The following is a 24,801-nucleotide window of genomic DNA, read 5'->3' as shown; positions in this document are numbered from 1 at the left end:
TTGTGGTCATTACCTGATAACGGCAATGGTTCCTTTTTTAATTACACGTCCTTCAATGATCAATACATAGAAATAGGTGTCTGAAATAAATGCCCGCCCACGCAGTTTGCCGTCCCAGTCGTTGCGGTAGTTCTGTTTTTCATACACCAGTTTGCCGCTGCGGTCAAACACCTGCAAACTATTATTGGGATATGCGTCAATATTGTCAATTACAAAATAATCGTTGATGCCGTCTCCATTTGGAGTAACAACAATCTTTGGCGTAACCTTGAAGTCCTCGGTAACGCTTATGCTAATGCTTTGCGATGCCTGGCATCCCTGCGCACTGGTGAGGGTGGCTGTATACGTGGTATTGGCCAGCGGCCTTGCCTGCGGCGTTAAACTCAGCGGGAAGTCCAGTGTTGCAGCCGGTTGCCAGGTCACTGTTCCTGTTGCGCCGGTGATGCTTAAGCGGGTTGATTCGCCTCTTGAAAGACTATTGCCTTTGTCGCTGGTGATGGTAAACACCGGCAGCGGGTTTACTGTAACCGCGTTGCCTGGTGTAGTGGCTGCACAACCATTGCTGCCTGTAACCGTAACTGCATAACTGCCCGATGCATTGGCCGTGTAGGTGGCCGCTGTGGCGCCACTGATGGGGGTGCCATCTTTTAACCACTGGTTGCCGGCAGCAGCAGAAGAAGTGAAGGTAACGCTGCCGCCATCACAAAAACTAAGCGGACCGCCTGCAGTAACCTGTACATTACCTACGCCGCCGGTTGTTTCGGTAATGGTTACAGGGAGTGACTGTGCCATACAGCCGCCGCTGTTGGATACCCCAACCCGGTAATCACCTGCTGCCGTTACGCTGTAGGTTTGTGCAGTTGCGCCGCTGATAGGCGTGCCGCTCTTATACCATTGGTTGTTTGCTGTTGCAGATGATGTGAGTGTTACACTGCCGCCTGTACAGAATACGGTGCCTGATGCTGTAACAACAGGTGTGGCGGGGTATGGAATAGTTGTAACATCCGTTGCTGCCGAACCGGCGCTGCAGCTGCTGGCATTGGTTGCCGATACCGTATAACTGCCATTCGTTGTGGCAGTATAGGTATTGTTTGTTTCACCCACAATAGGCGCTCCATCCCTGTACCATTGATTGCCGCTTGCAGCTGATGAAGTCAGCACAACATTGCCACCTGTGCAGAAGCTGGTAGGGCCACCTGCGGTGATAGCCGGTGTTGCCGGTAAAGGATTAACGGTAACCGTTGTTCCCGTTGAAGTAGCGGTACATCCGCTGGCGTTGGTTACGGTTACGGTATAGCTGCCGCTTGCATTGGCTGCATAAGTTGTATTGATTTCTCCCGTGATGGCGGTGCCATCTTTATACCACTGGTTGCCTGTTGCAGCTGATGAGGTTAATGTTACACTGCCGCCAGCACAGAAAGTGGTACTGCTGCCTGTGGTAATGGTTGGTACAGCTGGTAAAGGATTAGCAGCCACAGTAGTTGCTGTTGAGGTAGCTGAACAGCCGTTGCCATCTGTGGTGATTACGGTATAATTGGCGCTTGTATTCGCGGTATAGGTTGTATTTGTTTCACCGGTAATAGCGGTACCATCCCTGTACCATTGATTGCCGCTTGTGGCTGATGAAGTCAGCACAACGCTGCCGCCGGTACAGAAGCTGGTTGGTCCGCCCGGGGTGATAGCCGGTGTTGCCGGTAATGCATTTACAGTGACCGCTGTTGCGGTTGATGTGGCGGTACATCCGCTGGCGTTGGTTGCTACCACAGTGTAGCTGCCGCTGGCATTGGCTGCATAAGTCGTATTGATTTCTCCCGTGATGGCGGTGCCATCTTTATACCACTGGTTGCCGGTTGCAGCTGATGAAGTTAATGTTACACTGCCACCTGCACAGAAAGTGGTGCTGCTGCCTGCGGTAATGGTTGGTACGGCTGGTAAAGGATTAGCAGCCACAGTAGTTGCTGTTGAGGTAGCCGAACATCCGTTGCCATCTGTAGTGGTTACGGTATAGTTGGCGCTTGTATTCGCGGTATAGGTTGTATTTGTTTCACCGGTAATAGCAGTACCATCTTTATACCACTGGTTGCCACTTGCGGCTGATGAAGTCAGCACAACATTGCCGCCGGTACAGAAGCTGGTTGGCCCGCCCGGGGTGATAGCCGGTGTTGCCGGTAGTGCATTTACCGTGACTGCTGTTGCGGTTGATGTGGCAGTACATCCGCTGGCGTTGGTTGCTACCACCGTGTAGCTGCCGCTTGCATTGGCTGCATAAGTCGTATTGATTTCGCCCGTGATGGCGGTGCCATCTTTATACCACTGGTTGCCTGATGCTGCCGATGAGGTTAATGTTACACTGCCACCTGCACAGAAAGTGGTGCTGGTGCCTGCGGTAATGGTTGGTACAGCTGGTAAAGGATTAGCAGCCACAGTAGTTGCTGTTGAGGTAGCCGAACAGCCGTTGCCATCTGTGGTGGTTACAGTATAGTTAGCACTTGTATTCGCAGTGTAGGTTGTATTTGTTTCACCGGTAATGGCTGTTCCATTTGAATACCATTGATTGCCTGTTGCGGCTGATGAAGTCAGCACAACATTGCCGCCGGTACAGAAGCTGGTTGGCCCGCCCGGGGTGATAGCCGGTGTTGCCGGTAGTGCATTTACCGTGATTGCTGTTGCGGTTGATGTGGCAGTACATCCGCTGGCGTTGGTGACCGTCACTGTGTAGTTGCCGGTGGAAGTGGCAGCATAAGTAGTCGCAATTGCACCAGTAATAATGGTGCCATCTTTATACCATTGGTTGTTTGTTGCGGCTGATGAGGTGAGTGTTACACTTCCTCCTGTGCAGAAGGTGGTGGGGCCACCCGGCATTATGGTTGGTGTAGCAGGTAACGCATTTACGGTAACTGCTGTCGCAGTTGATGTGGCGGTACATCCGCTGCCATTGGTAACCGTCACGGTATAACTGCCGCTGGCAGTGGCGTTATAAGTGGTGTTTATTTCTCCTGTTAATATTGCGCCGTCTTTATACCATTGGTTGTTGGTAGCTGCCGATGAGGTTAATGTAACGCTGCCGCCGGTACAGAAGCTGGTGGGGCCACCCGGGGTGATAGCCAGTGTTGCCGGTAGTGCATTTACCGTGACTGCTGTTGCGGTTGATGTGGCAGTACATCCACTGCCATTGGTGACCGTCACTGTGTAGTTGCCGCTGGTTGTTGCGGAATAGGTTGTAGCGGTTGCACCAGTAATAATGGCGCCATCTTTATACCACTGGTTGTTTGTTGCGGCTGATGAGGTGAGTGTTACACTTCCTCCTGCGCAGAAGGTAGTAGTGCTGCCTGCGGTGACAATTGGTGTTGCCGGCAATGTGTTTACAGTAACCGTTGTTCCCGTTGATGTAGCCGTGCATCCATTGCCATTGGTAACCGTCACGGTATAACTGCCGCTGGCAGTGGCGTTATATGTGGTGTTTATTTCTCCTGTTAATATTGCGCCGTCTTTATACCATTGGTTGTTGGTAGCTGCCGATGAGGTTAATGTAACGCTGCCGCCGGTACAGAAGCTGGTGGGGCCACCCGGGGTGATAGCCAGTGTTGCCGGTAGTGCATTTACCGTGACTGCTGTTGCGGTTGATGTGGCAGTACATCCACTGCCATTGGTGACCGTCACTGTGTAGTTGCCGCTGGTTGTTGCGGAATAGGTTGTAGCGGTTGCACCAGTAATAATGGCGCCATCTTTATACCACTGGTTGTTTGTTGCGGCTGATGAGGTGAGTGTTACACTTCCTCCTGCGCAGAAGGTAGTAGTGCTGCCTGCGGTGACAATTGGTGTTGCCGGCAATGTGTTTACAGTAACCGTTGTTCCCGTTGATGTAGCCGTGCATCCATTGACATTGGTAACCGTCACGGTATAACTGCCGCTGGCTGTGGCGTTATATGTGGTGTTTATTTCTCCTGTTAATATTGCGCCCTCTTTATACCATTGGTTGTTGGTAGCTGCCGATGAGGTTAATGTAACACTGCCGCCGGTACAGAAGCTGGTTGGTCCGCCCGGGGTGATAGCCGGTGTTGCCGGTGGTGCATTTACCGTGACTGCTGTTGCAGTTGATGTGGCGGTACATCCACTGGCGTTGGTGACCGTCACTGTGTAGTTGCCGGTGGAAGTGGCAGCATAAGTAGTCGCAATTGCACCGGTAATAATGGCGCCATCTTTATACCACTGGTTGCCTGTTGCAGCCGATGAGGTTAATGTTACACTGCCGCCGGTACAGAAGGTGGTGGTGCCACCTGGTGTAATGGTGGGTATAGCCGGCGCAGCGTTTACGGTAATGTTAATGGTTACCTGCGCATTGCCGGTGCCGTCGCTTACCTGTACTACCATTGCATCTGTTCCGGAATAACCTGCGGTGGGTGTAATGGATAAACCGGCAGGTGTTACGGAGCCGCCGTTGCTGGTAGCTGAATAGGGAAAGCCAACGGCTGTGCTATGTGCGGGTGCTGTGATGACCGTCCAGGTGAGGGTTTGGCCATTATCCAAATCTGTAGCAGCCAGTAAGCTGTTAAGTAATACGGTGCCGGCGTTTCCGCAATAAGTGAGTGTTGGTGTGGTATTGTTAAATACAGGAGGGGTGGGGAATGTAATGCTTGTATTTATAATGCTTGTGTTATTGGTGGCGGACATGGTACCTGTCCAGTTGCTTTGGGTAGTAATGCGTGCCAGCCAGGTGGCTGCGTCTGCTGAAGTGGTAGGGCCTGTATACTGCGTATTGTCCTGCTGGCTGGCACTGCCGGGCATGGCTACTGCGTTTGTGCCATTGGTAAGCGCATTCTGGCTGCCGCCGTTGCCATCAGGTAACTGGGAATCCCGCAGTGTAACGCCAATGCTGGTGTTCCAGCCATTAGCATCTACATTGGTGCCTGATGAATTATTATAGCCGAAAATAAAATATGGGAGATTATCTGCATCCTGGTAAATAAATATTCCATCGCCGGCAATGGTCATCGGGTCACCAATACTATAGGCAGTAGTGCTGATGTTGGCTGTTAAATCTGTTGTGGTAGTTGTATTGGCTAGTGTGGTGGGCTCATCAGAGCCTCCCAGTTTCAGCGTAAAAAGGCTGCCCTTGGGTATAAATGACCCAACCGTCCAGGTAACTGTTCCATCACCTGTAGTAAGTGTAGTAAAGGCATGATTGGTATTGTCCCATCCACGGTCCGTTATCTTCAGTACTGTTCCTGCCGGGATATCTACCAGGTTGGTCAGTTTTATTTCATCAGTAAAAGAGTTCCAGCTATACACCACCACATCACCCGCATTAAGGGTATGGGCGTAGGTTGCAGCTGTAAAAGCACATAGCCAGCAGGCCAGGAGTACAATTTTTTTCATAAGCAGCATATATAGTTTAAACGCAGAGGTAAGGGTTTTGCCAACCCGTTGCCCGTTCGGTATGGATGTCTTTAAAAAGTTGATGGTTGTAGAGTGGGGTAATGCCCTGGTTGATCACCAGTTTGCGCATGATGCCGTCCCCGATACTTATTTTTTCTATGTCAATCACCGGTGAAGCAAGCGCTGCGTTGTGGCAATAGCTGCGCATGCCGCGGGGCGATTCAAAGGTTTCTGTTTGCAGTAACCGGTTCACGGTTGCCCAGTCTTTCCGTTGTATATAAGGATGCAGTTTGGCCATAGCCAGGCCTGTTTCGTAGCCCATTAATGCAAAATGATTTACCGGGGTTCCGGCCTGGCTGGTATAGGTTTGTATAAACTGCCGGTTCAGTTTGCTGTCGTTTGTTTCGTTGTACATAGATGCTGCATAGGCAATGAGGCCGAGGTCTTTTACCTGCCGTAACATTTCAGGAGAAGCCATATGCGCAGAGAGTAAAAGAGGAATTTTCCCGTTAAGGTCAGATGCCGCAAAGGCGGCCAGGAAATCGGTTGATTCCGTTCCGCAGAAAAGCGTGTGCAGGAAACTGGGCTTCGATTCCCGTATTTTCTGGAGGGCCTGCTTTACATTGTCTTTCATTTGTGCATGGCCGGGCATGTTGTGCATGACAGAATATTCCAGCGCGGCAGAACCTGCGGCCATGGTACCCTGCCTGAAAGCGCAGTGCATCTGGTAGCCGGCTTCATACATCGACATAATGCACATCCCCCTGTCGCCATAGGTTTGATGCGCCCAGTAACCCAGCGAAAACTCGGCCTGCCAGTATTGAAAACTGTTGAAGAAAATGCGGGGTGATAAATGATTAAGCGGCAGCAGGTATTCTCCCATATCACAGAAAAAGCCTGTTTTCTGCCGGCTTTCGAGCAACGGTGCCAGTATTTCGAGTGAAGTGTAACTGATGAGGCCGCTGAGTATATCGACACCATCGAAAAATACCAAACGCTGGGCAGCGTCAAGCGTGTCTTTAACGCCGCCCTGTTTGGTAAATGAGGGTATAAATTGAAATGCCTGTTGCTGCAGCAGCGATGGTGGCAGTGCTGCCTGAAATCCCTGTATAAAATTGTTATACAGGTCGGGATAAATAGAAGAATAGGGCAGAAGAAAACCGATACGCACACTCATGCTGCTGATTTTGGAATATTTTGTTAGATAAAATGACTAGTTCCTGGATGGGAAAATACCTGCCAGGGCAATAATGTAATTCATGGCAAGAAACGGCTGCATATTGCTGTGTGGCTGTGAGCCGCCTGCAATACCAATGCCAACGTTGGGGTTAGGTACGGTGATATTGGTTACGGTTACTGCTCCGGTGGCCATAGCTACCGGTGTACCTGAGCCAGGCAGGGCATAGCTTTGTGCTCCGGCTGCATTATCTGCACCCAGGAAGTTGCCGCCCGGGTTAAGCTGGCCGCCCTGGTTGTTGATGCCGAATGCTGTGGCCGTTGCGGTTGGGCTGCCTGCACCTGGTGTTACTACGGCAGCGTGGTTGTGCTGGGGCATCTGGTTGATGTTGAGCGTTACGTTTTCGCTACCCGACACTTCGCCCAGTGTGTAAGTGGAGCCACCCGGTAAAGTGCCTGTGCCTACCGGTACGCGACCGGCAAAATTGGGCAGCGCGAAAGTGCTTACGCCATTGCCACCGTAGGTGGTGCCGAGCAAGGAAAATAAAGCAGTGTTTTGGGCGATGGACATAATTTGTCCCAGACAAAATGCCCAGCCGCGTGGCGAGAAGTTGCCGGCGAAAAATACGATCGCTGCGAGGAATGGTTGATCCATACTTTGTTATATGATTTAGTGTGAAAAAAACGCGGGAGTGTTATGTTGCGATGGCAAAACTGCCATACCGTTGATGGTATTAAAGCGCGGACAAGTTAATCACTCAATAGTGTTCTTTCTTGTTCATTATGTTCAGCGTTTTTTGAAAAATACCATTTTAGAGATCGAAAGCACCATGGCGGCGGTGGTTTTAGAATTACCTTTGTATCAATTGAGCGACAGCATGGCAAGACAACAGTATCCAACGTATGGCGCAGTACAGTTACCGGGCAGCAGGCATGCAGCGCAGTGGCTGGTAGCCAGCAGGTTTGCACCTTACCTGCAGCGCAATCCGCATCTTGAAACGCTGCACAAACACACTTTTTACCACCTGGTGTATTTTACGCAGGGCGAGGGGGAGCAGGTGATAGATTTTGAACATTTTCCTGTAAAAAAGGGAACATTGTATTTTATGCGCCCGGGCCAGGTACACAACTGGCATTTTAACGGGATGGTAGATGGATATGTGATCAATTTTTACGACCGTTTTTTTGAGCGCGCCGGTTTCCCGGTAAGGCTGCTATCACAGTTTGCTTTTTTCGGCAATCACCTGGCATCACAGGTAATACAGGTAAGTAAAAAACGGCAGGAGGAAGTAACTGCCCTGTTTGAACAGCTTGTAGCAGAACAGGAACAGGATTCGCCCATGCAAACGGAAATGACGGCTGCCCTGCTGCTGCAGTTATTCATACTGGTACACCGCCAGCTGCCGGCCGCAACCCCGGCAGATAACGGGCAGTACAATTCGACTATTCTGTTGAATTTTCAGGAGCTGATTGAACAGCATTACCGCCAGCTGCGTTTACCCAAGCAATATGCGGCAATGCTGTATATAACGCCCAATCACCTGAATGCCCTGTGCAAGGATTTAACGGGAATGGCCGCCGGTGAAATTATCCGCAACCGGGTGCTGCTCGAAGCCAAGCGGTTACTGGTTAACCGGGATATCTCTATCGCCAGTATAGCGGCAGCGCTGCATTTTACAGATGATTCTTATTTTGTGAAGTTTTTTAAGAAATATACAGGCACCACGCCCGAGCAATTCAGGAAACAATTATTAAAACCATCTTTCTATGATACCGCAACAGGAAGCAGATAATCACAAGCCCAGCCTGGTACTAAGTGCACTGCAATGCAAATGCCCCAGGTGCAGGAGAGGACATATGTTTAAAGACAGTAATCCCTATCATTTAAAGCACACCATGAGCATGTATGAGCATTGCCAGGTGTGTGGCCAGCAATTTGATATTGAAGTAGGTTTTTATTACGGCACCAGTTATGTCAGCTATGCATTTACCGTGGCATTCAGCGCAGCTACTTTTGTTGCGTGGTGGGTGTTACTGGGTTTTTCGCTGAATGATAACCGTATTTTTTACTGGCTGGCGGTGAACGCAGTTTTGCTTATTGCCATGCAGCCCATTTTTATGCGCATTGCACGCAGTGTATGGCTCGCGTTTTTCGTGTATTACGACCCGCAATGGAACAGCAAACCGCCCGAAGCGCCCGAACGCGTGAATGATACGCTGAAAGATGCGTGGTAATATCCCCGCAAACGCTGCTGAAATGAATTACGCCCGGTTGTGCTGTTGTAGCGCAACCGGGCGTTTTTGTTGGCAGGGCTACACTTTCAAAGTTCAATAGTTCAATTTTTTGGTGGCTGGTGCTGTTTGTATATTTATTGAACGTTGGAACTTCTACACATTTGAACTTTCCCGGTAGGTGGTTTTCGTGGACAACAAATAGAACAAGTACCCCTGAAAAACACCACAAACAATCGATTCTTTACCACGCATTCATGCACGCATTTGCTAGTTATGGTTTCACTTTTTTTACCACAAAGAACCGCAAAGAGAAAGCCCGCAAAGGGCACAAAGCGAAGGATGATTAAGCTATTGTAACGGGTGACTATCCAAATGATTTGTATAATAATGGAGCTTCGATTGAGGTATGTTCAGGGTGAAGGCATTAAAGCCCCGCAAAAATGTGCGGGGCTTTTTTTGTACAGATTACATCGGGGCTATGGTTATATCCTTCCTGGCAATAGGCCATACGCCTGGCTGCGGAAAACTCACCCCCCTGGTGTTTCCGCGTGTTGCACTGTCTTTTCCAAAATAATACAATGGCCACCCTTTGTACGTGAGCTGTACCCTGCCGAATACCAGCAGCGTGTCAAACTGTGTTTTGTCAAGCAATGACGGCACATTTTTAATGCTGCTGAGTGTATCCATGGGCCAAACAGGATCGTTACTGAAATCTGCTTTGGTGAAATTGTTTTTCTTGAACTTGTCGGGGCTGAATGTATACAGCGTGCGTCCATAGGCGTCGGTGAAGTATTGGGTTACTTCCTGCCCGGGTACATGCTCACTGGTATACTGAATGCCGTCGAGCCCTGTGAGTTGCTGGCTGGCCAGCATAATGCTGTAATCGGGTTTGGCTACAAACCAGGTGCCGCCCACACCATCGCCATTAATATCACCTGCTTTCGGGTCGCTTGCATAGTAGTACAGGGGCCATCCTTTGTAGGTGGTTTGCGGTGTTCCGTCGGTACGGGTAATGGTGCTGAAATCGGCTGCATTAAGTCCGGCAGCCAGTGTAGGCTGTGCTTTGTAAAACACGGGCCATGCTGCCACACATCCGCCGGTGCAGCCTGAATTGCCATTGGCATCGATGGCGAAAAAATACAGTGTGCGGCCTGCGCTGTCTGTCAGTATGCTGCCAAATTTCGCAGTGCTGGCGAGTTGTACGGATGTTGTGTTCTGCGATGGCGGCGTATAGGGATTGCTGTTGTTGTCGTCTTTTTTACAGGCATGGTATGTCAGCAGCAAAGCGGGCATAGCAATAGCAGCTATGCTATTTCGCATATTCAGTTTCATTGCAGGGAATTTTTAGATGGTTTAATGTTTTTCGTGAATCGTTTTTCGTCAGTCGTCAGTGATCTTCGAAGACTTTATCGAGCGTCGAGACATCGACACTATCTTAGCGATCGGTGATTGCAGCGACTTTTGACTGCTTGTGTGTACGTAATGTTGTGTCCCCTGGCCATAGGGCGTAACAGGTACGTGCAATGCAAGCCTTTTGGAGAGCCTGGTGCAATGGTAATGACCGGTTTTACTATAAGAATACGGGCGGTTGGTAGGTTGGTTGCCTGGGAGGGAAAAAATCGTGAATTGTCAGTCGTGAGGGGAGGTTGGTGAGTGGTGAGTAGTGAGTGGTGAGTGATTTTAGCGGGTATTAGATCGGGGCGAATATTTGTTGCAGTGAGGACACCGGCAACGGCATCAGTATTAGATCGGAGCGAATATTTGTTGCGGGATCACTGGTGAATAGTGAATAGGCAATAGTGAATGAACGTAGCGAGTGGAAATACATTGAGAATCGACACGTCGAGACTATTTGAGCGGGACGTTGTGTGATTAGAACGGAGCGGAGATTCGTTGCGGTGAGGACACCGGCAACGGCATCAGTATTAGAACGGAGCGAAGGTTCGTTGCGGTGGGGACACCGGCAACGCCATTGGGAAACTATTTTTAGCGGGTATAATAACTGGTATACTTATCGCGGAGGCGATTTATACGATACGAGCTTGCAGCTTGTAGCTTGACGCTTGCAGCTGTTTGTTTGTATGAAAAAGCCTCCCGGTTTTGGCAGGAGGCTTTGGAGGAATAACCGGAAGCGGTTAGTTCAGTTTCACGAAGCGTTTTACGATACGTGTACCTTTCTTCAGATAAATCAGTGTGTATACACCTGCAGGGAGCTGACTTACGGTAAGTGTAGGTGTGCTGATCACCTGCATGCTTACGGGAGTGCCTGCATTGTTGTAAATGGTAACTGTACCGCCGGCAAGATTGCCTTTGGCCTGTAACGTAACTGTGCTTTGTGCAGGGTTAGGATACAGCTGCAGATCAGCAGGTATGTCTGCTGTTTCGGTGGTTGGTGCTGCTATGCTGATTGCATTGGCTTTACCATTCTGCGCTACAATACCGCCAACCCTGCTGCCGGCTGCAACTGTTTCCAGCTGCCACTGAGCACTGGCCCATGCGCTGTAAATGGTGCCGTATTCTGCATAACCGGTTAGGTCCTGGTTGTGAATGTAGCAGCTGGACTGCCATGCATTCCTGAAGCGTACATAGCCATCACCGGTGCTTTCTGTTGCCCAGCGTGAGCTCATCCAGCCTACGGTGCGTGCAGTGCATTCTACATAGCCCAGCAGGTGTTCAATATGCAGGTACTCACCTGTGCTGCGGTTTTTAATTTCATAATAACCACCGCCTACATCTTCCAGTGACCATTGGAACAACTGGTCTGTTGCACCCGGTGTGGCTGCATACGGTACCTGTGTGCCGCCGTCTTTCAGGTACGTGTTCTGCCAGCGGTTTTTGATGCGGTAATAGGTAACGCCTGTGGGGTTGGTTACCGTGATGGTGCTGGCAGCTGTTTTGGCACCGTCTGCCGTAGTCACGGTAATGGTGGCTGTACCTGCTGCAATGGCAGTAACCAATCCTGTGCTGTTAACGGTAGCAACGGCAGTAGCGGATGAACTGTAGCTTACGTTTTTGTTTGTTGCATTGGATGGTGCAACGGTTGCAGTGAGCTGTTGCGTGCCGCCAACGGTGAGGCTTGCAGTGGCTGGTGCTAAGGTAACACCTGTAACAGCCACATTGCCCGAGGTAACGGTAATGGCTGCTGTTGCTGTTTTGGCGCCGTCTGCTGTAGTTACGGTGATGGTAGCTGTACCTGCTGCAACACCGGTTACCAAGCCTGTGCTGTTAACAGTAGCAATGCCGGTGTTTGATGAACTGTAGCTTACATTTTTATTGGTTGCATTAGATGGTGCAACAGTTGGTGTTAACTGCTGTGTACCGCCAATTGCCATACTTGCCGTAGCAGGTGATACTGTAACACCTGTTACCGCAACATTGGATGAGGCAACAGTGATCTGCACCTGGTCGGTGGTGGTGCTGGCATCATCTGTTACTGCCAGTTGAAATACATAGGTGTTGTTATTGCTTAAACCGCTCACGGTTGCTGTTGCGCTGGTGGCGCTGGTAATAGTGGCTGTGGGGCCGCTAACCTGTGTCCACTGGTAGGTAACGGGTTTGCCTTCAGGATCGCTGCCTGTGCCGGTTAAGGTAGCGGTGGTTGTGCCTGCTGTCAGTGCCTGATCAGGGCCTGCATTGGCTGTGGGTGGCTGGTTGGTGCCGGTACAGCTGGTGAGGTAAACGGTGCCGAATACGCGCGGGTCCTGGAAGGCAGTCGTGCCTGTTGCAAAGGAGGCAATCTGTGCATCACGGGTGCCGCCATCGTTGTCGTTGTCTATCTGCACTTCAAAGCCGATGGGTTTGCCAATGCTGGGGGTAACGCCAATGGTACTCCAGGGTATCACGGCTTCCAGGTTATAACCGGTGCCTGTGGCATACATGCTGAAGTTGATGCCGGTGGTGCGTGTTACAGAATTGCCGCCGACATGAACGGTGTTGTCGTTCCAGCGGAAACCGAGCTGGAAATCGTTCGCACCGTCATAGGTAGCTGTTTTGCTGTTATCACCGTCAATGAATATTTCCACTGCATCGTCTTCCCACCAGTTGCCGCCTGAATCATTCATCTTGGTAATGTCGTTTACTTCGGCCAATACATACAGGTTGGTGTTGTCATACAATGCGCGCCATTTGCCACTGAGGTTGGCGCCTGAGCCGATGGTGACATTGCTGATGGTTCTGGATGGTGCAACGTTCCAGGCTGCATCAATGGTTTGGTCAATCACCGGTGCAGTGCCTGAAACCCTGGCTACTACAGGCGATACGCAGGGCGGGTTGTCGTTGTCTGCGATGTTGATGGTTACCACGGTATCGCTGCCCAGCTGGTAGCCACTGCCTGATTTAATGGCAATGCGCAGTGTTTCGGGGCCTTCAAACACATTGTCGTCAACAGGGGTAATGGTAATGGTTTGCGACAGGGCTGTAGGGGTTAATACCACGGTGCCGGTAAGGGCCGGACTGGCAGTATAATCTGCCGCAGTAGCTGTGCCGCTTAATGTATAGGCCACAGTCACATTCTGCGAAATGCCGGTGGTGCTTATTTTGAAGCTGGCCGTATTGCCGCCTTCGCCTGCATCTGAATCGGTACTGGTAATGGTTACAGCCGGTGTTACCGTGATTTTGCGGGTGGAGCTGAGCCCGTTTTGTGTGGTGGCCGTGATATTGGCTGTGCCCAGACCAACCGCCGTGATGCGTCCGCTGGAATCAACGGTTACGGCTGCTGTGTTGGATGATGACCAGGTAATGGACTTGCTGGTGGCATCAACCGGTGTAAGCGTAAACTTCTGCACAAACGATTGTGATTGCCCGATCGTGGTATCAGCGTTGGGCGTAAGTGCAATGCCTGTTACCGGTATATTGGCATTGCGGATGATGAGGTGGAAACTGGTATTGCGGTTCAGTGAAGTGCCTGATTCTGCATTGGTCACCGTAAGGTTGTTAAACACCATGGAATCGCTGTTGGCCTGTGCATAAATACCAAATCCGCCATACACATCCTGCTGCACATTGCGGGTTACGGTGTCTTTACCGGTGCCGTTAATGGTGGTGTTGTTGAGAATGAGGTGGTGGATGTTGTTGCCGTATACCTGCACACCATCGCGCTGTGCATTGGTGATGTCGTTGTTATCGAACTGCAGGTTGAAGATACCGGTGTTGGCATAAAATTCTACAGCGCCCCTTTTCTGGTTCCAGAGATCGTAGCTGGTACCACAGTTGATAAAGGAGTTTTCTGCCACGTTAATTACATCGCCGGGGTACTGGAAAGTAAACCCGCTGAAGTCATTGGTGAAGCGGATGGCAGAGCCTGCCACGCCGTCTTTCACAATGTTGTGGTGTACATTATGACCTGTGCCGCCAAATATCGCGATGCCCCCTGCGCGCCATACGTTTTCAATGGTGTTGTTGCGGAAGGTGTTGTTAATGGCGTTCACGGTGTTGCCTGCGTCTGTGGCAGGCCATACGGCTAAGCCATCATCGCCTGAGTTGCGGATACTGCTTTGCTCAACGGTAGAGTTGTTGGTGCCCTGGCTGAAGTTTACACCGTCTGCATAGTTGTTGCGGATGCGGCAATGAGAAATCAGCAGGTTGTGGGTGGCATCTACCGGGTATGGGGGATCGTAACCGCCAATCCAGAAACCGCACTCAAAGTGTTCTACCCATACATCGTGTATGTACGAGTTGTTGCCGTAGGTGCCCATGAAACCTTTGTACACTTTGTAAATCTGTCCCAGCGGATTGGGTTCGCCACCATACACTTCACGTGCGTTGTTGGCAGTGTTCATGCTGATGTTCGAGATTTCCACGTTGCTGGCGCGTGCCAGGATGCCGCCGGAGAATTGCACGTTGGTAGAGAAATAAATGTAGGTATACCAGATACCTGCACCCATAATCTTTACATTGTTTACGTTCAGCAGCAGTTTGTTGCTGAGGATAAAGCGACCCTGTGGTATCCACACGTTTTTGCCCTGTGATGCAGCTGCTGCAATAGCGCTGTTGAAGGCTGCGAGGTCATCGGTGTTGTCGTTGCCATTAGCACCATAATCTGTAACAGACAGGTAATTCACGGGCTGTGTAAGCGCTGCGGGTACGGGTTCCAGTTCTACGAAATCAACGCCGTAGGTAATGGCATCGCCATTGTCTTTCTGGATGCGCAGCTTGTCGTTGGGGTTTAAGGTGGTGTCAATCCTGAAATGCACTTCATCAAAACGCATAAAGGTTTTGTCTGTGCCTGCCGGGTCCTGTTTGGGATCGGAGTTAGCGGTGTTGAAGTACTGGAAAGCCCAGTAAGAAGAGAGGTTGATGTTCCTGATCTTGGTGCCGTTTACATACAGACCCAGTGAGCCAGATTGACCTGCACCTGCATTGGCATCGGGCATGGTGAAACGCAGGTTGAAACCGCGGGATGCCTGTTGTACAGTCCACTCAACGTACGATCCGTTGGTGGGCAGGCTTACATACTGCTGGTTGGATGCTTCAGAAGCAATGTCGCCCTGTACAAATTGTGGAGATGACTGCAACGTGGCTGCTCCGCCGCGTGTTGCGTTCTCTGATTCGTAACGCTGGTACGGCAGCTGGTTGGCGCCGCGTGGTAAGCCGTCGCTCTGGCTTCGCCCGGTAAGAGGCAGCAGGCCGAGTAACAGCAGGGTTGCGCATAGGTGTTGCATGCGCCTCCATGTAGTAGATAGAGGTCTTTTCATATAGCGTGAATTTGGTGACGAATGTTGAAAAAGAACCATCCAGTCTTACAAAAGGGCAATCGTTGTTTCATCCGCTGCAGCTGAACATGCTGCGCGGTTAAGCAAAGGGGAATCGATGACGTTTAGTTAAAGCTTTTAACCACAGAGACCACAAAGGGAAAACACACAAAGGGCACAAAGTGAAAACCCACAAGAGGTTGTTAACTAAACAACATCGCCAGGGAATCAATGAAGGAAATTGTTGCGTACTATGCCGGCACGGGCTACGGCAACAGCCTTTCGGTCTGTTGCCGGTAACCTGAACCAGGGATCATCAATCAATCTATCAAATACGTTATCACAGGGGCAGAATAGAAACGGCTGCTCCACCTCCGGCCGCAAGAGGAAGGGTGAGGGTTGTGGTATTCGTTACGGTAACCTGTTTTATTTCGTAGGCTTCCGGGTTGTTTTTCCAGTCTGCATTTGCTGCATCGGTATACAGCGTTGCCTTGTATTGTTTGCCAGGCTCCAGGAAGCTTAATGATACGGTTGCTGTGCGGCTGTTTTCATCGGTAATGGCGCCGATAAACCAGCTGCTTTTGCCTTTTTCCCTACGTGCAATGGTGAGGTAATCGCCCGGCTCTGCTTCAATAATTTTTGTATCGCTCCAGTCAACCGGTACATCCCTGATAAACCGGAATGCATCTTTGTGCGCTTCATAGTTCTCCGGTAAGTCGGCCACCATTTGTACGGGGCTGTACAGCGTAACATACAAGGCCAGTTGTTTGGCCAGGGTACTGTGCACCTGCCTGTCCGGCACATCGGCTGAATAGCCTTTCAGTTTAAAAATACCGGGTGTATAATCCATAGGGCCGCCCATTAAGCGGGTAAAGGGCAATATGGTTTCATGCTCGGGCGGGTTGCCGTTGCTGAAAGCATTGTATTCATTGCCCCTGCCGGCTTCGCAGGCCATCCAGTTGGGGTAGGTGCGGTGCAGTCCTGTGGGGCGCTGCGGCTCATGCGCATCTACCATTACGTGGTATTGCAGTGCTTTTTTCGCTACGCGTTCATAGTGGTTTACCATCCATTGACCATCATGGTGTTCACCGCGTGGAATAATGCGGCCCACGTAGCCCGTTTTTACGGAGTGATAGCCATGCGCTGCCATAAAGCGGAAAGCGGTATCCATCTGGCGTTCGTAGTTGGTAGCGGAGCCGGATGTTTCGTTGTGCATGATGATTTGCACACCCTTGCTTTGTGCGTAGCGCTGCAGTGCATTTACGTCGAAATCAGGATAGGGTGTTACAAAATCAAACACGTTCTCTTTCCAGTTGCCAAACCAGTCTTCCCAGCCGGTATTCCAGCCTTCTACCAGTACACCTTTAATGTTGTTGGCTGCAGCAAAGTCAATGTACTTCTTTACATTGGCAGTGTTGGCTCCATGGCGGCCATTGGGGATCAGTTTGCCATTGGCGTCTGTGCTGTCGGCAAAATCAGAATAACTCCAGGTGCTTTTGCCGGTTTGCATTTCCCACCATACGCCTACGAATTTCATGGGCTGTATCCAGGAGGTGTTGCTGGTAACAGCCGGCTCGTTGAGGTTTAAGATGGTGTTGGATGCCAGTATATCTGCCGCTTTGTCGCTCACCAGTATGGTGCGCCAGGGGGTATGGGCCGGCGCATGCAGGTAGGCTTTGTTACCTGCAGCGTCGGGCACCAGTGTTGCGGTGAGTTCGTTGTTTTTTGTATTCACATGCAGCTGCATGGCCGGGTAGTTTACCAGGGCTGCTTCGTGTATGTTAATGTATAATCCATTCGCGGTTTTCAGCATCAGCGGTGTTTGCACGGCATAAGGGTCGGGTGCTGTGCGCACGGCAATATCGGTTGCTTTTTTTACCACTTCTGTGTTGTTGATATCGCTGATGGGGGTGGTGCTGTACAGGTATTCGTTGCTGTCGTAATCGCCGGGAATCCAGAAGGCTTTGTGGTTGCCTGCCAGTGCAAAACCGGTGAGTTCATCGCTTACAATAAAATACCGCAGCGATGCCTGTTTCGGAAATTCATAGCGGAAGCCTACACCATCGTCAAATACCCTGAATACCAGGTTAAGCAGGTGACCGGTAGTTTTTTGTTGCAGGTGTACGGTTAACTGGTGATAGTGGTTGCGTATGCTGGCTGTTTCGCCCCATACCGGTTGCCATTGCTCATCTGCACTGGTTTGTTCAGATGCGGTGATGGCAAAGTTTTTATAAAGCAGGCTGTCTTCCGCCAGTTTAAAGCCCAGGTACGAGGGTTGTATAACAGGCTGCTGTTTGTATTGCACGGTATACAGCGGCCTTCCCTGTTCGTCAAGGGTAAAGGTCAGTTGTACGTTGTTTTGCTGTACGGTGATGTGGTTGTTTTGCTGTGCCTGTGCCTGTATCATCAGGTTGGCGGCAAGCAGGGTGAATAGTTGCTTCAGGTTCACTTTTGTTGATTGAAAGGAAGGTAATAAGCAGTATAACCGGCGTGCCTTGCGGCGCGCCGGTTATACCTATCGTTAATATCCGCTGCTTTGCGTCATATTGCTGTTCGTGTTTATTTCATTGATCGGTACAGGCCATACATACGATTTGCTGTCATTCCAGTTAATGGCCCCGCCAACCAGTGAGGTAGCGTAGTACTTGGCTTCACTGCTGCCGAGTTTCCAGCGGCATACATCAAACCACCACTGGCCTTCGTTAAACAGCTCGGCCCAGCGCTCGTACCGCAGCGGGTTGTTGGCAAGCGTAGCATCCTGTGCCATGGTTTTATCACTCAGGCTGGTATAGTCAACCGGTGATGCCCCGTTTACCGGGTAATTGTAAGCCCTGCGTTTTACTTTGTTGATGTACTCCAGTCCCTGTGCTGCATCGCCTGTATTGATCAGGGTTTCAGCATACAGCAGGTAAATATCTGCAAGGCGCAGCAGGTAATAGTTGGCTGCATCTGCCGCTGCCTGGCGGTTGAAGATGGTGTTGTCGTAAGTCACGAATTTCTTAAAGCTCCAGCCGTGAAAATTGGCACGCTGACCGGAACCAATACCAATGAATTTACAAATAGGGCGCCAGGTACTGCCATCGTTGCTGCCTGAATCAATCCAGGGCTGCATGGCGTTTACATACAGGCGCGGGTCAACGGTTTGGTTGCTGCGGAATGCGAGTGATTGCGCGCGGTAAGCAGGGTCCAGTATTTTGGGCAGGTTTTTGGGCGAGCCTTTTTTGCCGGCGTCGAAATCAGGGTTTGCCACGGTGGTATAGATAGGCAGGTTAAAGCCAAAGCGCTGCAGGTTTTTGTCGTTGAAGAACTCGTTGCAATAACCCAGCCCTGCACCATTGTCTTCTGTACCGTCGTCGCCAATAATACAGGGTGACCATATCAGGCCCTGGCTGGTGGTAAGGTTGTTGGGAAAGCTGAAAATGCCATAACCGCCCAGTGCATTGCGGTCTACGTTTATTTCAAACAAAGATTCTTCGTTGTACTCGTTGGCGCTGTTGCCGTTGAAAGCGTCTTTGTATTTGCTGAAGGGCATCAGCTGTTTGCCGCTGTTGTTGATAATGTCCTGCAGTATGGGTTTGGCTGAGGCATAATCGCCGGTGAACACGTAAGCCTTGCCCAGTAATGCTTTGGCGGCCCATTCGGTAGCACGGCCTTTGTCGTTGCCGCCCCATTGCACGCCTTTCAGCTGTTGTGCGGAAAGCTGCAGTTCGGCAATGATAAAGTCCCACACTTCTTTTACGCTGTTGCGTTTTACCTGTGTGGTGCCCAGGTCTGGCGCAACTTTGGTGATAATGGGCACACCTTTTTTGTCGCCACCCTGTCCGCCGGAGATATAGCTTTCACCATAAAATGTTTCGAGGTAAAAGTAGTAGAGCGCACGCAGAAAATGGGCTTCACCACGCATCTGGCTGATGGCATCTTTTTCTGTGGCAGATGCATAGTTCTTTTCGTAAAAATCGGCACGGTCAAAAAACACTTCTGTGCTTTTTACGCCGCGGTACAGGCCAACCCAGAGATCGTTGGCATAACTGTTATTGGTGCTCAGGTTGTTTACGGTGAGTTCCGTCCAGGAAGGGTCGCCGCCGTAGGCCAGTTCTGTTGCGTGTTCCAGCGCTGCAAAATCTTTACACAATAATTCAAAGCCCTGCAATTCTGCAGAGCGCCAGTTGCCATAGGCAGGTACCAGTGTGGCAAACAGGTTGGGCAGCGAAGTAGGATAGTTGTTGCTGGCGTACGCATCGTTGCGCGTAACGGCAGCAGGGTCTTTGGTGCAGCCGGCGGCTACGCCAACAGCTGCTATCAGTAAATACACTATTTTTCTGTACATAAACAAACAGTTTCTGGTGATAGTTCTTTTTTAGAAAGTAATGTCCAGCCCGGCTGAATAAATACGCGCATGCGGGTATTGCCAGGTGGCATCAATGCCGCGCGAAGTAACAGGGCCGGCCAGTTCAGGGTCAATGCCTGAGTATTTGGTAATGGTAAACAGGTTGTTGCCCATTACGTATAACCTGGCGGCTTTTACGCTCAGTTTCTTCATCCAGTTGCCGGTAAAGGTGTAACCGATCTGCAGGTTTTTCATTTTGAGATAACTGCCGCTCTCTACAAAATAGCTGCTGGATTTGGCATAGTTGCCGTTGGGATCGTTGTTGTCGATACGGGGCTGACTGGTTACCTGGTTGCTGCCCAGGAAAGATGCGTTGAATACCTGTGAAGTGGTATTGCCGTCTGCAAAGGGAAACTGTGCATAGGCTTTTACACCGTTGAACAAATCAACACCTGCCACACCGCTGAAGAGCATGGCTACATCAAATCCTTTGTAGGAAAGGTTGATGGTGCTGCCGTATACGAGTTTGGGGTTGGGGTTGCCGATCACGGTTCTGTCCTGGTCGTTGATTTTACCATCGTCATTAACGTCTGCGAAAATCAGGTCACCCGGGCGCGCAGTATAACCGCTTTGCTGCGGGTGTTTGGCAATTTCATCTGCATTCTGGTAAATGCCCAGTACTTTGTAGCCATAAAACTGTCCGAAGCCATAACCTGCCTTGGTAATGGTAATGGGTTGGTTCACCATCATACCAAAGGTGCTGTTGCCATAGTTGTTGTCGCCTGCAAGAATCGGGTTGTTGTTTACGTTATCCAGGTTCAGCACTTTGTTTTTATTGAAGGCACCGTTTACGCTGATGCTGTAATTGAAATCACCTGCATGGTCGCGGTAACCCAGCACAATTTCCAAACCGCGGTTGCGTACTGAACCGATATTGGTATAAAAGGGAGTACCGATACCTGAGCTGGAGGGTATGGGTAAACCGTACAGCATGTTCTTCGTGGTTTTGTTGTACCATTCAATGGTGAAGAACAGTTTGCTTTTCAGCAGTTCGGCATCAATGGCTACGTTGCCTTCATACACGCTTTCCCATTTGATGTTGTTGTTGGAGATGAAGTTTTGGGTGATGCCTACATAAGGTGAAGCACCGTCTGGTGTAAAGTTCTGCGCGCCTGCATTGTCGTAGGTTGACAGGAACAGGTAACCGGGTATATTGCTGTTACCCAGCACACCATAACTGCCGCGCAGTTTTAACTGGCTTACTGCAGGCAATAAAGAACGGAAGAAAGGTTCTTCACTGATACGCCAGCCTGCAGAACCGGAAGGGAATACACCATGCTGGTTGCCGGGGCCGAATACGGTGAAGTTACCATCGCGCCGGATAGCGCCGGATAAGTAATACTTGCCTCCGTAGTTGTAGTTAAGGCGGGCAAAGGTGGATTTGATCAATCCGTTCGGATCATAGGAACCACTTACGGTAGCCTGTGATGCAGAGGTCTGGATAAAGCTGTACGACTGTCCGCCAACGCCTGTTTCTGTTGCATACTGTGCGTTGTAGCGCGTGCGGAATTGTTCGTAACCAACTACTGCATTGATGCTGTGATCGCCGAATGTGTGGTCGAACGACAGGGAGTAGTTGAACATGACAGTGGGTGTGGTGATATTGTATTTCTGTAACTGGTTTACCGTGGTAGCTACCTGGCCAAAGTTGTATGCATCCTGGAAGTAGCTCTGGTTCTCGGTGTAGTAAGTGTAACCGAAGTTTACACGGCCGGTTAAATACAACGGCAGTTTTACCTCTGCAAAGGCATTGCCCTGCAGGTTAAACTTGGTATTGGTGATATGCGCCGTTTTAATCTGGCCCACCAGGTTGGGTCCGCCGAAACCTACGGGAGATTTGCCCCATGGGCTTTTGGGATCGGTGGTATCATACACGGGCATGATGGGGATAGAACGAAAGGGCGGGTTGATGGGGGTAACAATGCTGGGAAATGTAGTGCGTGTCCAGGCATATAACTGTTCGCCTATTTTAATATGGTTGCCGAGTTTGAAATCGGTGTTCACCCTTGCGCCTGACAGGTACGAGGCGTTGTTCAGGTACACGCCTTTCTGGCCGTTGTAAAACGCAGAGGCGTAATAGTTGGTGGCCGGTGTAGAGCCTGAAATTGACAGGTTGTAGTTTTCTTCCGTGGCATTGCGGAACAGTTCCTTGCCCCAGTCTGTATCAGACAATGAATCAATACGCACATTGGCAAGATAGGTAGGGTCGAGCATGCGTTTGAGTTTCACAAAATCGTCCCTGTTCAGCAACTGCAGTGTTTGCGGTTTGGTTAGGCCGTAACGTGCGTTGAAGTTAACGGTAGGGGCGCCTCCCAGTCCTTTTTTAGTGGTAATGATAATTACACCGCCTGCAGCTGCAGAACCGTAAATAGAGGCTGCGCTGGCGTCTTTCAGTACATCGATGGTGGCAATATCCTGGATATTGATGTTGTCACCTGACTGGCGAACACCATCTACGATATACAAAGGTGGCGCATTGTTCAGGGAAGATACGCCCCTGATTAAAATGCTGGCCGGTGCATCGGGTGCGCCGGAGCTTTTGGTTACTTCCACACCGGCCATGCGGCCCTGCAGGGCATCCTGCACACTGGTGACCGGGAGGTTTTTTATTTCATCGCCTTTTACCGAGGCTACTGCTCCGGTTACATCTTTTCGTTTCTGTGTGCCGTAACCGATTACCACAACGGCATCAAGGTTTGTTTTGGAGGCAGTTAACTGCGCGGTAACATTGGTGGCGGTATGGATATTTGTTTCCATGGTTTCGTATCCTACATACGATAATACCAGCCAGTTGGCCGATGCAGGAACCGAAATGGAGAAATTGCCCGTTGCGTTGGTATTCGTACCTGTTTTAGTGCCCTTTACCATTACCGACACATTGGGTAAGGGGGCGCCTGTTTCATCTGTGATTTTACCGGTGATGGTTTTGGTTTGTGCTGTTGCGCCGGTACGCAATAAGATGAGCAGTAATGCCGAAAGCATTAGCTTAAGCAGCAATCGTTTTTTTGTCATAAAGCATGTTTTGTATGTGGTGCGGGATACTGATCTATGGCCGATCAGTGCGATTCCTTTTTATCCCGGTGTCAAAGAAAACATGCTTCAAAAACGATCGCAAAATATATGGGTCAAGTATAAGAAATATAAAGAAATTGATGGTTTTATTGTTGGGTAATTGTTTGATTATTATTTTGTTATAGTTATATTATTTAATTTTATATATAATGGGATTACAGGGCTTTTTTACGCAGATTGTTCCATTACCTGGCGCTCAAATTCGTCGTTTGGCACCAGTGATTTGTTTTTAATACGTGTTTTATACGTGTTGATGGTGTTCACCGAATACTGGAGAATGTGCGCGATTTTTTCTGTGTCATGTATGCCCATCCGGATGAGTGCATAAATGCGCAAGTCAGTGTTCAGCAGTTCGTCTTCTTTTAATTTTACCTGGTCTTCTTCCTTAAATAAACTGTTGAAGGCGTGCAGGAAGTTGGGGAACAGTTTCAGGAATGCCTGGTCAAAGTTTCTCACCAGCTCTTCTTTCTCTTTCTTTAAATTGATATTCGCTACCAGGAAACGTATCTCGTCCAGTTTGCGGTCGGTAAGTTTTTGCTCAACCGATTTTTTGAATCGCTCAATCTTGTCGTAAAACTCTGCATTTACGTTAAAGAAGTAACCGATGTATTCCTCTTTAATACGGTTGGCTTCCTGCAGTTTTTCATTTACTTCGGCCAGGTGATGGTTGGTTTCCTGTTGTTGTTGGCTGGCCTGCAGGATGATTTTCTGGGCGGCCTTCAGTTTCTTTACCTGCTGCAGAATTACAAAGGCAGATATGATCACCAGCACCAGCAAAAAGGTAACCGTACCTGCATACCAGGCCAGCTGTTTGCGCGAGGTTTCCACGATGTTGAGCTTTTCCGCTTCTATCAGGGGTAATATGGTGCTTACCTGCACCTTGCGCTGGCGGGCGCCATAAAATAAGGCGTCGGCAATGGCCTGGTCAACATAAATGGCGGCGTTTTTTACATCGTTCTTTTTATTGAGCAGGCTGGCGAGTATAAACGCGGCGGATGTTTCTTTGGTAGATGCCTGCACATCGGCCATTACGGCGCGGCTAAGCAGGGCAATGGCCTGGTTGTAATCGCCTGCCTGCAGGTACAGATCGGCCAGGGTAGAGGCGGTAATGGCTACTTCGTGCAGGCTCAGTGTTTCGCTGAGCAATAACTGGTGCAGCAACGTACGGGCTGTTTCCTTATTGCCTGAGCGCAGTTCTTTCAATCCTTTAAAATACCGGTGCGACCACGAGGCTTCGGGCCACAGCGCCAGTGCAGAATCCACGTACGCGCCGCCCATGCTGTTGTAGGCAGGTGTGTAATAACGGTCGTTGTCAAAATCACCGAGGTCGTAATAATACCGGGCCATCAGCGCATAAAATGCCGGCTTGCTGCTATCGGGCAACAGGTGTACCTGCACATGAAGCAGGGAATCATGCGCTTCCTTATACATGCCGGAAGAGAGCAGCGAAAAACAAAGCGTGAGCCTGGCAGACTGCATGCGCTGCGGATCGTTCAGTTGCTGGGCGGTTTCCTGCATGCGCCTGGCATAACTGTAGGCAGAATCGTATTTGAAAATTTTGTAGGCTTCGAACAGCTGCATGCTGGCATCAAAATGCTGTGCAAGACTGGTTGCGCCGGAGAGCTGTTGTTTCAGCTGATCGATAGAGGCTTGTTTTTGCTGATCGTACTCAGGCACATTTTTAATTACCTGGTTCAGCTTTTCCAGTTCCTGTGCAAGGGTGTCGTTCAACTGGGCGTGTGCACTGAACTGCAGAAAAACAAATAAGGCAATACAGGCTGGTTTTACCAACTGGGTAATGGATGGCATATGGCTGCAATGTTAAGGATACAGGCGTAAAGATATAGGATTAATCAACATGCCTGT

General features: G+C 50.0%; 11 protein-coding genes. 2 read left to right on the top strand and 9 right to left on the bottom strand.

Annotated elements, in window-relative coordinates; genetic code table 11:
• Positions 1-9: 9 nt before the first annotated feature.
• From DXN05_RS11915 to DXN05_RS11905, 3 genes are read right to left on the bottom strand one after another with little or no spacing between them, the layout of a single operon-like run.
• On the bottom strand, positions 10-5,376 hold the full coding sequence (locus DXN05_RS11915) for an Ig-like domain-containing protein (protein ID WP_158559224.1): 5,367 nt from the start codon (positions 5,374-5,376) through the stop codon (positions 10-12).
• Between the two features lie 16 nt (positions 5,377-5,392).
• Positions 5,393-6,553 (bottom strand): ABC transporter substrate-binding protein, encoded by a 1,161-nt coding sequence (locus DXN05_RS11910; RefSeq protein ID WP_116847464.1) that lies wholly within the window; start codon positions 6,551-6,553, stop codon positions 5,393-5,395.
• A gap of 36 nt (positions 6,554-6,589) precedes the next feature.
• Complete coding sequence (locus DXN05_RS11905; protein ID WP_116847463.1) at positions 6,590-7,207, bottom strand: phage tail protein; 618 nt, start codon at positions 7,205-7,207, stop codon at positions 6,590-6,592.
• A 223-nt stretch (positions 7,208-7,430) separates the two neighbouring features.
• Here DXN05_RS11905 and DXN05_RS11900 point away from each other — a divergent pair, with 223 nt between their 5' ends.
• Positions 7,431-8,345, top strand: a complete 915-nt coding sequence (locus DXN05_RS11900; RefSeq protein ID WP_116847593.1) for an AraC family transcriptional regulator — start codon at positions 7,431-7,433, stop codon at positions 8,343-8,345.
• The gene (locus DXN05_RS11895) at positions 8,320-8,787 is read left to right on the top strand and encodes a DUF983 domain-containing protein (RefSeq protein ID WP_116847462.1); all 468 of its coding nucleotides are present in this window, start codon (positions 8,320-8,322) and stop codon (positions 8,785-8,787) included. The genes DXN05_RS11900 and DXN05_RS11895 overlap by 26 nt, the downstream gene beginning before the upstream one ends.
• 465 nt (positions 8,788-9,252) lie before the next feature.
• On the opposite strand, the gene DXN05_RS11890 is transcribed toward DXN05_RS11895, so the two are convergent.
• The 6 genes from DXN05_RS11890 to DXN05_RS11865 all read right to left on the bottom strand — a co-directional run bounded on the left by DXN05_RS11890 (position 9,253) and on the right by DXN05_RS11865 (position 24,744).
• On the bottom strand, positions 9,253-10,119 hold the full coding sequence (locus tag DXN05_RS11890) for a hypothetical protein (RefSeq protein WP_211330030.1): 867 nt from the start codon (positions 10,117-10,119) through the stop codon (positions 9,253-9,255).
• An 803-nt stretch (positions 10,120-10,922) separates the two neighbouring features.
• Positions 10,923-15,479, bottom strand: coding sequence for a sugar-binding protein (locus tag DXN05_RS11885; RefSeq protein ID WP_158559223.1), 4,557 nt, complete (start codon positions 15,477-15,479; stop codon positions 10,923-10,925).
• A gap of 337 nt (positions 15,480-15,816) precedes the next feature.
• Complete coding sequence (locus tag DXN05_RS11880) at positions 15,817-17,925, bottom strand: glycoside hydrolase family 97 protein (protein WP_245975193.1); 2,109 nt, start codon at positions 17,923-17,925, stop codon at positions 15,817-15,819.
• Between the two features lie 72 nt (positions 17,926-17,997).
• Positions 17,998-19,803 carry a RagB/SusD family nutrient uptake outer membrane protein gene (locus DXN05_RS11875; protein ID WP_116847460.1) on the bottom strand — a complete coding sequence of 602 codons (1,806 nt, stop codon included), beginning with the start codon at positions 19,801-19,803 and terminating at the stop codon, positions 17,998-18,000.
• Between the two features lie 30 nt (positions 19,804-19,833).
• On the bottom strand, positions 19,834-22,875 hold the full coding sequence (locus tag DXN05_RS11870) for a SusC/RagA family TonB-linked outer membrane protein (protein WP_116847459.1): 3,042 nt from the start codon (positions 22,873-22,875) through the stop codon (positions 19,834-19,836).
• Between the two features lie 228 nt (positions 22,876-23,103).
• Positions 23,104-24,744, bottom strand: a complete 1,641-nt coding sequence (locus DXN05_RS11865; RefSeq protein ID WP_116847458.1) for a DUF6377 domain-containing protein — start codon at positions 24,742-24,744, stop codon at positions 23,104-23,106.
• Between the last annotated feature and the right edge of the window lie 57 nt (positions 24,745-24,801).

The organism is Deminuibacter soli, assembly GCF_003412455.1.
Taxonomy (GTDB): domain Bacteria; phylum Bacteroidota; class Bacteroidia; order Chitinophagales; family Chitinophagaceae; genus Deminuibacter; species Deminuibacter soli.
The sequence above is the reverse complement of the archived record's forward strand: the minus strand, read 5'-3'. Positions and strand labels throughout refer to the sequence as shown.